Annotated in this window: 11 protein-coding genes; 8 read left to right on the top strand and 3 right to left on the bottom strand. The window is 72.5% G+C overall.

Going from position 1 to position 12,646, the window contains the following annotated elements; all coding sequences use genetic code 11:
- Nucleotides 1-61 precede the first annotated feature (61 nt).
- Nucleotides 62-1,201, top strand: a complete 1,140-nt coding sequence (locus ACZ69Q_RS20240; RefSeq protein WP_471043545.1) for a lipid II:glycine glycyltransferase FemX — start codon at nucleotides 62-64, stop codon at nucleotides 1,199-1,201.
- A 240-nt stretch (nucleotides 1,202-1,441) separates the two neighbouring features.
- Here ACZ69Q_RS20240 and ACZ69Q_RS20235 read toward each other — a convergent pair whose 3' ends face one another.
- Nucleotides 1,442-2,167 carry a peptidoglycan recognition protein family protein gene (locus tag ACZ69Q_RS20235; RefSeq protein ID WP_471043543.1) on the bottom strand — a complete coding sequence of 242 codons (726 nt, stop codon included), beginning with the start codon at nucleotides 2,165-2,167 and terminating at the stop codon, nucleotides 1,442-1,444.
- Between the two features lie 1,276 nt (nucleotides 2,168-3,443).
- Here ACZ69Q_RS20235 and ACZ69Q_RS20230 point away from each other — a divergent pair.
- A complete protein-coding gene (locus ACZ69Q_RS20230) occupies nucleotides 3,444-4,628 on the top strand; it encodes a MarP family serine protease (RefSeq protein WP_471043541.1) in 1,185 nt (394 codons plus the stop codon).
- A gap of 25 nt (nucleotides 4,629-4,653) precedes the next feature.
- Here ACZ69Q_RS20230 and ACZ69Q_RS20225 read toward each other — a convergent pair whose 3' ends face one another.
- Nucleotides 4,654-5,154, bottom strand: coding sequence for a GNAT family N-acetyltransferase (locus tag ACZ69Q_RS20225; protein WP_471043538.1), 501 nt, complete (start codon nucleotides 5,152-5,154; stop codon nucleotides 4,654-4,656).
- Between the two features lie 70 nt (nucleotides 5,155-5,224).
- Between ACZ69Q_RS20225 and ACZ69Q_RS20220 the strand changes: the two genes are divergently transcribed.
- Nucleotides 5,225-6,130: a TIGR01777 family oxidoreductase gene (locus ACZ69Q_RS20220; RefSeq protein ID WP_471043535.1), complete on the top strand. Its 906-nt coding sequence runs from the start codon at nucleotides 5,225-5,227 to the stop codon at nucleotides 6,128-6,130.
- Between the two features lie 171 nt (nucleotides 6,131-6,301).
- A complete protein-coding gene (locus ACZ69Q_RS20215; protein ID WP_471043533.1) occupies nucleotides 6,302-7,684 on the top strand; it encodes an NAD(P)/FAD-dependent oxidoreductase in 1,383 nt (460 codons plus the stop codon).
- 109 nt (nucleotides 7,685-7,793) lie between these two features.
- On the opposite strand, the gene ACZ69Q_RS20210 is transcribed toward ACZ69Q_RS20215, so the two are convergent.
- A complete protein-coding gene (locus ACZ69Q_RS20210; protein WP_471043530.1) occupies nucleotides 7,794-9,233 on the bottom strand; it encodes a regulator in 1,440 nt (479 codons plus the stop codon).
- Between the two features lie 279 nt (nucleotides 9,234-9,512).
- Between ACZ69Q_RS20210 and lipB the strand changes: the two genes are divergently transcribed.
- The 4 genes from lipB (at nucleotide 9,513) to ACZ69Q_RS20190 (ending at nucleotide 12,591) form a co-directional block, all read left to right on the top strand.
- Entirely contained in the window at nucleotides 9,513-10,310 is a 798-nt protein-coding gene (gene lipB / locus ACZ69Q_RS20205) for a lipoyl(octanoyl) transferase LipB (RefSeq protein WP_471043528.1), read from the top strand.
- Between the two features lie 105 nt (nucleotides 10,311-10,415).
- A complete protein-coding gene (lipA, locus tag ACZ69Q_RS20200) occupies nucleotides 10,416-11,381 on the top strand; it encodes a lipoyl synthase (RefSeq protein ID WP_471043526.1) in 966 nt (321 codons plus the stop codon).
- A 256-nt stretch (nucleotides 11,382-11,637) separates the two neighbouring features.
- Complete coding sequence (locus tag ACZ69Q_RS20195) at nucleotides 11,638-11,838, top strand: SCO2195 family GlnR-regulated protein (RefSeq protein WP_471043522.1); 201 nt, start codon at nucleotides 11,638-11,640, stop codon at nucleotides 11,836-11,838.
- Between the two features lie 51 nt (nucleotides 11,839-11,889).
- Nucleotides 11,890-12,591, top strand: a complete 702-nt coding sequence (locus ACZ69Q_RS20190; protein WP_471043519.1) for a DUF4191 domain-containing protein — start codon at nucleotides 11,890-11,892, stop codon at nucleotides 12,589-12,591.
- The last annotated feature ends 55 nt before the right edge of the window (nucleotides 12,592-12,646 follow it).

The following is a 12,646-nucleotide window of genomic DNA, read 5'->3' as shown; positions in this document are numbered from 1 at the left end:
TCTTGACCCGTTGCGTGATCTGCGGCTTACGGTGGCCGCCCCGAACAGGAGCATCCAGTCCATGACCAGCCCGTACGTACGGGAGATCACGCGCGAGGACCATCTGTCCCATCTGCGGCTGTACCCCGACGCGAGCCATCTCCAGATTCCCGAGTGGGGCGATGTGAAGCCCGACTGGCGGGCTGAGAGCGTCGGCTGGTTCGAGGACGGGCCCGCCGGGGAGGTCCTGATCGCGTCGGCGCTCGTCCTGTACCGCCCGCTGCCCGGCACCCGGCGCTGCCTCGCCTACCTCCCCGACGGACCCGGGATCGACTGGCAGGCGCCGCGTGTGGACCGCTGGCTGGACGCCCTGGTCGCCCATGTGGAGCGGCGCGGGGCGTTCTCGCTGCGGATGGGGCCGCCCCTCGTCGTACGGCACTGGGAGGCGGACACCGTCGCGGCGGGCGTCGCCGACCCCGACGTACGCGATCTGCACGACCTGCCCGCGGACGGCATCGACGGATACGCGCTGGACCTCGCGGAGCGGCTGGGGCGGCTCGGGTGGCGGCGGTGCGCGGACGGCAGCGGCAGCGGTTTCGGCCTCGGACAGCCGCGCTACGGCTGCCAGGTGCCGCTGGCGGGCCGCTCGATCGACGATCTGCGGGACGCCCTGGCGCCGCGCTGGGAGCAGTCCCTGCGCATCGCCGAGCGGGCGGGGGTCCTGGTGTCCTGGGGCACGGCGGCCGACCTGCCCGACTTCTACCGGCTGTACACAGCGACCGCCGAACGCGACGGGTTCCGGGCCCGGCCCCTGGTCTACTTCCAGCGCCTGTGGGCGGCACTGAACGCCGTGGACGGAGACCGGGTGCGGGTCTACCTCGCCGAGTACGACGGTGAGGTGCTCTCCGCTGCGCTCATGATCAGCGTCGGCTCCCGGGTCTGGCACTCCTACGCCGCGTCCGGGCGCCGGGGGCGGGAACTGCGGCCGAGCAGCGCGCTGTTGTGGCGGATGCTGGGTGACGCCCGGCAGGCGGGGGCACGGACGTACGACCTGCGCTCCATCACACCCAGCCTGACCGAGGACCGGCTGCTCGGCCGACTGCTGTTCAAGACGGGGGCGGGCGGCCGGGCGGTGGAGTACCTCGGCGAGTGGGAACGCCCGGTGGGCACTCAGGGGAAGGCGCTTCAGCGGGCGGTGGGGGTTTATCTGGGGCGGCGGTGAGGACCGTGGCCCGGGGCACGCGCGGTTGGGGGCGCCTGCGACTTCAGGGGCGCAGGTGAAGGTCCCGTCGGTCCGGGAGCGGCATGTGGTCGGGGGCGCCGGTGGAGGACCCGTCGGGGTGAGAGCGGCATGTGATCGGCGGCGCCCGCTGGGGCGCAGGTGAGGGACCCGTCGGGGTGAGAGCGGCATGTGATCGGCGGCCACTGCTCGGGCGCAGGTGAGGGACTCGTCGGTGCGCGGTCAGTGTCTGCCCTGCAGCCGGGCGGCCGTCTCCCTGATCTCCGGGAGGCGGGCGCTGAGGGCGGCGCCGGGGCAGCTCGTCATGTAGCCCTCGTTGTGGCCGGCGACGGCCGGGAGGGTGGCGGTGGTGCCGGCGGAGTAGCGGCTGAGGTTGTTGCTGGAGGTCAGCGGGACCGTCGCACGGGGGTCCGTCTCGGAGAGCCCCAGTTTCCACGCGGCGATCGCGGCGATGGCGTCGGTCATGGCCTTGGGGACGGGCACGCCGGCGGTGAAGGTGCCGAGGGCGGCGATGCCGGTGGTGCGGTGGTTGAAGCCCTGGGTGTGGGCGCCGGTGACGGCACGGTCGACGCCGCCCGCACGGCCCTCGTAGATCGTGCCGCACCGGTCGACGAGGAAGTTGTAGCCGATGTCGTCCCAGTCCCGGGAGCCGGTCTGGCCCGCGTACAGGTAGCGGATGATGCGAGGCGCGTCGGCGCAGTCGTACCCGTTGGGCGAGTCGGTGTGATGGACGAACACGGCGACGACCTTGTCGTCGTACCGCGGGGGCGGCTGGGCGCGCCGGACCTCACCGTCCAGCCAGACGGACCTCGGCACGATCTCCGGCCGAGCCGCGTGATACGCCGCCCCGGCGGGCCGGGCCGCGACGGGCCGCTCCTCCTCGGCGACACTCCGCTCGACCCCTCGGGCGCACAGCAGCAACGCCACAGCGGCGGCAAGCCCGGGCATACAGGCCAGCAACACGAGCGGCACTCCCGTGACCCGCCCCTCCCACCACGCAGGGCCGCGCCGGCGGACGAGGGGCCGAAACCGGGCACGCCCCTGCGTTCCGCCTCGTCGCTGCCCCGCGCCACGGAACTGCCCCCGGATCCGGACCCACCTCTCGGCCCGCAGCCGACGGCGAGCATGGGAGGACCGGCGGGCAGGGGCCGGCCGCTGATCATGAGCCGACCGCTGATCGCGGACCCCGCTCCGGTCCTGGGACAGACACGGATCCTGGGCCGCCCCCTGAGCACCGGTCGCCCTGCTCCGGTCCTGGGACAGACACGGATCCAGGGCCGCCCCCTGAGCACCGGTCGCCCTGCTCCGGTCCTGGGACAGACACGGATCCTGGGCCGCCCCCTGAGCGCCGGTCGCCCTCTCGGCCGGGGTCCGGCTCCGGCCACGAAGGGCTTCAGCCGGGGTCCGGCTCCGCCCGCGAAGAACTCGCCGCCTGGCCCGCCTCTCGGCACCGGCACCGGACGCCGCCGCGCCGACAGCGGACGCTGCGGAACCGTCCTGCGCGGCCGCAACGTCCTGCTGCACGACCGGCCGCTGCGCCTGATGCCCCGGCCGTGCTGGATCGACGGACGGCTCCCGCAGGCCAAATCCCGCCCCCTCGGCAGCCCCGTCCCACACCGCCGCCCGATCCCGCACCACAGGCAGCTCGTGCGGTACCGGCTCCCCCACGGGCCCCTGCACCGGCGCGGCGCCCGCCTCACGCGCCGCCCGCTCTACACGCCCCACCCCCGACCCACGCGCCCTCTCACACGCTCTCTCCGCCCCCGAAGCCTCGGCCCGCGCAGCCCCGGTCGCCTCGGCCCGCGCACCCGCTCCGGCCCCGTCGGAACCGGCCCGCGCAGGCCCCGCCGCACCACGCACAACCCCCGCCGCCTCATCCCGCGCGGCCGCGCTCCCCGCCGCCCCGTCGGCCCCTGTCCGCGCAGCCCGCCCCACCCCCCGTATCCGCGCAGCCCACGGTATTCGTACGGCGCGAGGTCTTCGTCTCCCCCGTGTTCGGCGGAAGACCCTTCGGGTGACCCGTCGGAAGACAGACATGGTCCTACTGTCCGACGGATCCGGTCCGCCCGCGATGTGTGGTGTCACACGCAGTGGAACCATCGTCCCGGTCCGGGGCGTTTCTCCAGGTGCACGCGGCGTGGCCGGTTCCGGGCGGCGCGGGCGTGTGTGCTGATCAACGGGGGCTTTCCGCGCGTACTAAAAGGTCCTAGGGAAAGGCGGCTCTGTGGACCTGCTCGACATCCTGCTGTTGCTGGTGATCCTGGCCTACGCGGCGTCCGGCTACCGCCGCGGCCTGGTCGCCGGCTGCGTCTCGCTCGCCGGTTTCGTGGGCGGCGCGGTGATCGGCGTATGGATCCTGCCGTGGGTGATGGACCTGGTCACACCGGGCACGACGCAGGCGACCGTGACCGCGGTGCTCACGGTGCTGGTCCCGGCCGTGGCGGTGCACGAGCTGGCGGGCCGGCTGGCCCTGCGGCTGCGCCGGGAGCTGGACCGCGGCCCGCTCCGGGTGGCCGACGGCGTCGGCGGGGCCGTGGCCAACTCGGTGGCCGTGCTGATCGTGGCCTGGGTGGCGGCCAGCGTCCTCGCCGCCTCCTCCTCCCCGGCGCTCACCTCGGCGATCCGGGAGTCCCGTCTGCTCGGCACCGTGCAGGACGCCATGCCGCAAACCACCCCGGCCTGGTTCTCGCGCGCCACCTCCGCCCTCACCGAGGCCGGCTTCCCACAGGTCTTCAACCCCTTCGAGAACGAATCGACGGCCGAGGTCGCCAAGCCCTCCGGGGACAACGTCACGGCCGCCGCGACGAACGCCGCCAAGCTCAGCACCGTCAAGATCGAGGGTGTCTCGGGCACCCAGGGCCGCGAGGGCAGCGGCTTCGTCTACACCCCGCAGCACGTGATGACCAACGCCCACGTGGTGGCTGGCATCGACGAGCCGAGCGTCCGCGTCGGCGGCGTCGGGCGCTCGTACGAGTCCCGGGTGGTGCTCTTCGACCCGGAGCGGGACGTGGCCGTGCTGTACGTCCCCGAACTGCGCGCCCCCGTCCTGCCGTTCGACGACGAGGCCACCCGCGGCGACTCGGCCGTCGTGGCGGGCTATCCGGAGGACGGCGACCTGAACCTCCAGGCGGCGACCGTCGCCAACCGCGTGCAGGCGACGGGCCAGAACATCTACAACGACGACACCGTCACCCGCGAGATCTACTCGATCCGCTCCACCGTCCGCCCCGGCAACTCCGGCGGCCCGCTGCTGACCACCGACGGCAAGGTGTTCGGCGTGGTCTTCGCCCGCTCCACCTCCGACGACGAGACGGGCTACGTCCTGACCGCGGCCGAGGTCGCCTCCGACGCCCGGCGCGCGGCGAACGCGACCGAGCCGGTGGACACGGGCGAGCTCGTCACCTCGTGAGCCCGCCCGGTCCGGCACCCCGCCGTCAGAGCCCGCGTCCCATGATCACGTCATCCACGTACTGACCGTCCAGGAAGAACTCCTCGGGCAGCACGCCTTCGACCACGAACCCCTCGGACTCGTACAGCTTGCGGGCCGGTGTGTTGTGGCCGAGGACGCGCAGGGTGAGCCGGCGTGCTCCCCTGCGGCGGGCCTCCTCGACGACCGCGCGGATCAGCGCCCGGCCGACCCCGCGCCCCCGTGCCTCGTCGGCGACGGCGAGGCCCTGGATCTGGCGCACATGCGCGTTCGAGGCGAGCGGGGTGGCAAAGGCGAGGCGGACGTAGCCGACGATGCGGCGGTCGAGTTCGGCGACGAGATGGTCGCCGGGGGCGTGGCGCCCGTCGAAGAACGGCGGGTAGGGCGGCTGCGGGCGCGGCGTGACCGCGTGCAGATGCGACCACGTGCCACGGTCGAGGAGGGCCAGCTCCTCGTCGTCGTCCGGCAGGGCGATGCGTATGTACGGCGTCTGGTGGGGCTCAGGCATGAGCGCCACCCTAAGTCCGGGACACGAGAACCCGACCGGGCTTTTATGTGGTCAGAGGCAGGATGAGGTTATGGAACTTTCAAGAATCGCGGTGGCGGGCTCCTCCGGCCTCATCGGCGGGGCACTCGTGCGCTCCCTGACCGCCGACGGACACGAGGTCGTGAGGCTGGTGCGCCGTGCACCTCGGTCCAGGGACGAGGTGCGTTGGGATCCGGAGGGCGGCTCGGTGGACGCGGCGGGGCTCGCCGGGTGCGCCGCGGTCGTCAATCTGGCCGGGGCGAACGTGGGTTCGCGGCGCTGGACGGAGGCCTACAAGGCGAAGATCCGGTGCGGCCGGGTGCTGGGCACGGCGGCGCTGGCGCGGGCCATCGCGTCGCTGGGGCCCGAGGAGCGGCCGAGGGTCTTCGTCAGCGGCAGCGCGATCGGCTACTACGGCGAGACCGGTGAGCGCGCCGTCGACGAGAGCGCCCCGGCAGGGGAGGGCTTCCTGCCCTCGCTGGTCGTCGAGTGGGAGGGCGCGGCGGCCCCGGCCCAGGACGCGGGCGTACGGACGGTGTTCCCGCGCACGGGGTTGGTGGTGGCCCGCGAGGGCGGGGCCTGGGGTCGGCTGTTCCCGCTGTTCAGGGCGGGGCTCGGCGGGCGGATGGGCGACGGGCGGCAGTACTGGTCGTTCGTCTCGCTGCACGACGAGGTGGCCGCGATCCGGCATCTGATCGACACCGACGGTCTGTCGGGGCCGTTCAACGTGACGGCGCCGCAGCCGCTGACGAACCGTGAGATCACCGAGGCCATGGGCCGTGTGCTGCGCCGGCCGACCCTGTTCACGGTCCCCGCTCCGGTACTGCGGACGGTGCTCGGCGAGATGGCGGGGGACGTGCTGGGCAGTCAGCGGGTGCTGCCGAAGCGGCTGCTGGAGTCGGGGTTCACCTTCGCGTTCCCGGAGATCGAGGGGGCGATCCGGGCGGCCGTCGGGTAGCAGACCGGGCGGACACCGGGGTCCGTATGCGACCACTGTGCGACCGTGCTCTGTCGATGCGCGACTGTTCCTGACCGATCACGGCCCTAACCTCGTCCCGAACTCGGGTATCCCCGGAGCCTGTTGGGGGCATCACGTCTCCACCGGCCGCGCAACCTCGAGGAGGGGCACGTGCTTGAGCCCGCGTACCAGGCGGACGTCGTCATCGTGGGAGCCGGGGTAGCCGGACTCTCCGCGGCGCACCGGCTGACCAGCGCAGGAGTTACGACCGCAGTCCTGGAGGCCGCCCCTTACCCGGGCGGCCGCATGTCGACCGAGAAGGTCGACGGCTTCCGGCTCGACCGGATCGGCCAACTCCTGTCGACGTCGTACCCCGAACTACGTCTGACCCCAGGACTGGACGCACTCGCGCTGCGACCCTTCGCCCCGGGCGTGCTGCTGCACAGCGACGGACGCCGGCAGCGCGCGGGCGCGGTGCCGAGCGCCATGGGCGCAAGGCGCGCGAGGGGCGCACTCCATGCGGTGCGCGCCCTGGCAAGCGCCCCCAGGTCGGGGGCCGCGCGCGGCGGCCCGGGCCAGACCTCCATCCCGCGGGTGCGCGCGGGTGCCCCGCTGGGCAGCGCCGTCGACCAGGCCCGGCTCGGTGCCGCGCTCGCCCGGCTCGCCTCCTCTCCGGTCGAACGACTGCTGGCCCGGCCGGAGTTGCCGGCCGGGCGGGCCCTGGCGGAGCGAGGGGTTCCGGCGCGGACGATCGAGGGTTTCCTGCGGCCGCTGCTGGCCGCGCTGCTGTGCGATCCGGAGCTGTCTACGTCCAGCCGGTGCGCGGACCTCGCACTGCGCGCCTTCGCGAGCGGACGGCTGTGTGTGCCCGAGGGCGGCGCCGAGGCCCTGCCGGAGCTGCTCGCCCGGTCGCTGCCGCCGGGCACGGTGCACACCGGGGTGCGGGTGACGTCCATCGCCACGACGTCCGTGACCACCGCCGAGCACGGCGAGATACGGTGCCGGGCCGTGCTGCTGGCGACGGACGCGCGGACCGCCGCCGAGCTGCTGCCGGGCCTGCGGGTACCCGACTTCCACCCGATCACCGTCGTCCACCACACGACCGACGAGCCGCCGGCGACCGGCGCGTCCCTGCTCCTGGACGCCGACCGGGGCGGTCCGGTCGCCCACACGGCGCTGATCAGCCAGGTCGACCCGACCCGCGCACCGGCGGGCCGGGCCCTGATCTCCTCGACGGTCCTGGGGACCCCGCCGCCCGACATCGACACGGCCGTACGGATGCACCTCTCCCGTCTCTACGGCACCTCCACGGCACGCTGGGAGACGCTCGCCGTGCACCACACGCCGGAGGCCGTCCCGGCGATGCGCCCGCCGCACGACCTGCGCCGCCCCGTGCGCCTCCTGGCCGGCCTGTACGTCTGCGGCGACCACCGCGACACCAGCACGGTCCAGGGCGCCCTCCACTCGGCCCACAGGGCGGCGGCGGCCATCCTGACGGACCTGGGAGCGGCAGGCTCCCTGCACCGCGCGGAACCGTTACGGGCAGCGGCATAGGCCTCGGGGGACCCCCCGCGCCCCTCTTCCGGGGGCGCGGGGAACTGCGCGACCAGCCACAACACGGCCGCAGAGGGCACACCTCCGGTCGGAGTTACGGCGATGCCCCCTACCCCAACGCCGCGACCTTGTCCCGATACCCCCGCACCGGCGCCGCATCCCGATACGGCTCCAACCTCCGCTCGAAGTCCCGCACATACTCGACCGCCCGCACCGACCGCATCTCCGCCGCGGCGCCCGCGGCTTCCGCGCCCAGCGCACAGGCCTGGTCGAGCTCACCGAGCCCGAGCCGGGCGGAGGCGAGGACGACCCGGCTGAACAGGCGGCTGCGGGCGTAGGCGGGAGCACGCAGTTGCAGGGACCGCTCGGCGTGCTGGGCCGCCGCGCGGAACTGCTGCAGGTCCCGGTGGCAGTGCCCGAACTCGTCGGCGAGCTGTGCCTCGTCGAAGAAGCGGGCCCAGTACGGGACGTCGTCGCCGGGCCGGGCCGCTTCCAGCGAGCGCTCGGCCCGGACCAGCGAGGCCGTACAGGCACGCACCTCGCCCAGTACGCCGTGCCCGCGCGCCTCGCACGCGTGCAGCAGCGCCTGGACGATCGGCGGCGCGCTCGTGCCCACGCCCTGCTGGGCCACCCGCGCCAGTTGGACGGCCTCCCGGCCGTGCCCGAGGTAGACGGCCTGGCGGCTCATCGTGACGAGGACGTAGGAGCCGTAGGGCCGGTCCCCGGCGGCCTGTGCGAGCCGCAGCGACTGCACGAAGTAGCGCTGCGCGAGTCCGTGCGCCGCGATGTCGTACGACGTCCAGCCCGCGAGCCGGGTCAGGTCGGCGGCGGCCGCGAACAGGCGCCGGCCGGTCTGCTCGCCGTAGGTGCCGCGCAGCATCGGCTCGCACTCGTGCTCCAGGTAGCGCACCAGCGCCTGCCGGGCGTGGCCGCCGCCGTACATGTCGTCGAGGGAGCGGAACAGCTCGCCGACCGAGCGCAGGGCGGCGATGTCGCCGCCGGTGACCTTCTGTCCGGGGCCGCGCTCGGCCTGGGTGCGCTGGCGGGGCACCACGCCGGGCCGGCCCTGGGCCGGGATGCGGGCCAGCGGCTCGCCGCGGGCGACCTTCTCGTCGGCGCGGCCGATCAGCCAGTCCCGGCTGGGTACGACGAGCCCGGCCGGGGTGAAGGCGATCTTGCGCAGTTCGGCGTGGCTGCCGGAGTCCTTGCGCCACAGGCCGCTGACGATGTCGACGGCCTCCTCGGGGGTCGCGGCGAACTCCAGCCCGGCGTACACGGGCGCACAGGCGTCGAGACCGAGGTCCTGGGCGCTGAGCCGGCGGCCCAGGCGTCGGGTGAAGACCTCGGCGATCAGGGCGGGGGTCGTGCCGCGCGGCTGCTGTCCGCGCAGCCAGCGGGTGACCGATGTCTTGTCGTATCTCAGATCAAGCCCGTGTTCGAGGCCGAGCTGGTCCACCCGGCGGGCTAGACCCGCGTTGGAGAATCCCGCTTCTGCGATGAGCGCGGCGAGCTGGCGGTTGGGAGTGCGCTGCGCGGGTCGTTCCGTCATCTGCGGTGCGGTCTCCTGCCTTTCGGGCCTCGCGGGGCCATATGGCCGGCGAGTGCCCGGATTGCCGGTGAGCAGCCATTTTGGCCTCTCGAACGGCGCGAATGTAGCGGAGAGTAAGCAGCCGATCGCACATTTCGGCGCCCATTCATCCGATCGTGTGAGGATTGCCCTACCGGGCTGACGCGGGCCGCGGGATCGCACTCGAACGGGCCGGTCGTACAGTGGCGTAGGCACGCTTTGTGCCTTACGACGTTCTGGGCTCTTCCAGGGAGGCTTGCCGTGAGTGAGTTGCGGTTCGTCCGCATGGGATTCGGTGCGGACGCCGTCGAGTACCAGCAGGCGTGGGACGAGCAGCGCCGGGTGCACGCGGCGCGGTTCGAGGACGAGATCCCCGACACGGTCCTGCTGCTCGAACACCCTCCGGTCTACACGGCGGGCCGGCGCACGGCGGACAACGAGCGGCCCCTGGACGGCACGCCGGTCATCGACGTGGACCGCGGCGGCAAGATCACCTGGCACGGCCCGGGCCAGCTCGTGGGCTACCCGATCCAGAAGCTTCCGCGCCCGGTGGACGTCGTTGCGCATGTACGGCGGCTGGAGGACGCCCTGATCCGCACGTGCGCGGAGTTCGGCCTGGAGACCACCCGGGTCGAGGGCCGCAGCGGTGTGTGGGTGCTCGGCGACCCGGTGGAGCAGCGCCCCGCACTCGGAGGACTGGCCCTCGACTTCGACCCCCGGCTCACCGACGAGGAGTTCGACCCGCGTCTGAACGGCCCCGAGTACGCGCCCTCCAACGCCGGCCAGCGGCGCGAGGACCGCAAGATCGCGGCGATCGGGATCCGGGTCGCCAAGGGCGTGACCATGCATGGCTTCGCGCTGAACGTGAACCCGGACAACAAGTGGTTCGACCGGATCATCCCGTGCGGGATCCGGGACGCGGGGGTCGCCTCGCTGGCCGCCGAGCTCGGCCGGGACGTCACCATCGACGAGGTACTGCCGGTCGTCGAGCGGCACCTGGCGGACGTACTGGAGAACGCGGACCTGAAGCCGCGGGAGATCGAGACCGCGACCGCCTGAGGAAGGGAATCAGCCCGGAAGTCATGGGGTTGGCCTGACGGCAGGGCTGAGTAAACACGGGCGTACCCTGGTGTACGCCGACGAATCGAAGCACAGGGAGCCGACGTGTCCGCAGTCTCACCGGACGGACGCAAGATGCTGCGCCTGGAGGTCCGCAACAGCCAGACCCCCATCGAGCGCAAGCCCGAGTGGATCAAGACCCGGGCGAAAATGGGTCCCGAGTACACGAAGATGCAGAGCCTCGTGAAAAGCGAGGGTCTGCACACGGTCTGCCAGGAAGCCGGCTGCCCGAACATCTACGAGTGCTGGGAGGACCGCGAGGCGACCTTCCTCATCGGCGGCGACCAGTGCACCCGGCGCTGCGACTTCTGCCAGATCGACACCGGCAAGCCCGAGGCCCTCGACCGCGACGAGCCGCGCCGCGTCGGTGAGTCCGTGGTCACCATGGACCTGAACTACGCCACCATCACCGGCGTCGCCCGCGACGACCTGGAGGACGGCGGCGCCTGGCTGTACGCCGAGACCGTGCGCCAGATCCACCAGCAGACCGCCGGCCGCGAGGGCGGCCACACCAAGGTCGAGCTGCTCGCCCCGGACTTCAACGCCGTCCCGGAACTGCTGGCGGAGGTCTTCGCCTCCCGCCCCGAGGTCTTCGCGCACAACGTCGAGACCGTGCCGCGGATCTTCAAGCGCATCCGCCCCGGCTTCCGCTACGAGCGCTCCCTGAAGGTCATCACCGAGGCCCGCGACTACGGCCTGGTCACCAAGTCCAACCTGATCCTCGGCATGGGCGAGACCCGCGAGGAGGTCAGCGAGGCTCTCCGGCAGCTCCACGACGCCGGCTGCGAGCTCGTGACCATCACGCAGTACCTGCGCCCGAGCGTGCGCCACCACCCCGTGGAGCGCTGGGTCAAGCCGCACGAGTTCGTGGAGCTGAAGGACGAGGCCGAGCAGATCGGCTTCTCCGGCGTGATGTCCGGCCCGCTGGTGCGCTCCTCCTACCGCGCCGGGCGGCTGTATCAGATGGCCGTCGAGAAGCGTGGTGCGTACGTCGCTTCCCAGGCCGTCTGATGGCACGGAGTGCCACTCGGCGCATGTGAATCTGCGCACAAGCAACTGCCCCTCGGCGGAAGCCGATTGACGCGGCCCTGGACGTCCCCGCAGATGGGGGCCTCATCAGGGCCGCGTCAAGTTTTCCGGACGGCGCATTAAGGCTTCATTGGTGTTTGACCGGTCGGTCACGCCCTGGTAACACCAATCAGTGACCCTGGTTGTACACCCCGTGCACCAATCACCAAAGCCGCCATCCCGAGGGGGGACCTCCACCATGCAGGCCGCGCCCGTTCGCGCCACCGCCATCCCGTCGTTCACCACTGCACTGCGTGCCGTCGAGTCGCTGCTGATGAGCAGCGGCCAGCGCACCGCCCGTCGCAACGCCTGGACGTCCGTGCTGGAGGACCGCCGCCGTGCCAAGGACCGGGTCGAGGCGCAGCGCGTCCTGGACCAGGTCACCACCGTCCGCACCTGAGTCCCGGCACTGCCGTCGTCGCCGCTTCCAGGGCCACGTAGACTTCGTGGCATGGCGAGGAAGGACACGGCAGCGGACGCTGCGAACCCCGGGCGACTCAAGCAGATCGCTCTTACCTACAAGATGACCCGCAGGGCCGACAAGAAGATCGGTCTTGTACTCGCGGCTGTCGGAATCGTCACCTTCGGTGTCTTCCTCGCGATCGGTTTCTTGATCGGTCACCCCATCTATCTCGGCATCCTGGGCCTGCTGCTCGCCTTCCTCGCGACGGCGATCGTGTTCGGGCGCCGGGCCGAGCGGGCCGCATTCGGTCAGATGGAGGGCCAGCCGGGCGCGGCAGCGGCCGTGCTGGACAACATCGGCCGGGGGTGGACGACAACCCCCGCGGTGGCGATGAACCGCAGCCAGGACGTGGTGCACCGGGCGGTCGGCAAGGCCGGCATCGTCCTGGTCGCCGAGGGCAACCCGAACCGGGTGAAGAGCCTGCTGGCCGCCGAGAAGAAGAAGATGAACCGCATCGTCGCGGACGTGCCGGTGCACGACATCATGGTCGGCACGGGCGAGGGCCAGGTGGCGCTGAAGAAGGTGCGGACCACCATGCTGAAGCTGCCCCGCGTGCTGACCGGCCCCCAGGTGACCGCCACCAACGACCGGCTCAAGGCCATGGGCGACCTGATGACCAACATGCCGTTGCCGAAGGGCCCCATGCCCAAGGGAATGAAGCTGCCGAAGGGCGGGCCGAAGGCTCGCTGACCACCCTCGTACGAGAAAGGGGGCGCCCGGTGTGAACCGGGCGCCCCCTTCGTCG

Source organism: Streptomyces sp. NPDC036764 (genome assembly GCF_055609385.1).
Note: the sequence above shows the minus strand (reverse complement) of the source record. Positions and strands in the feature narration are given on the sequence as shown.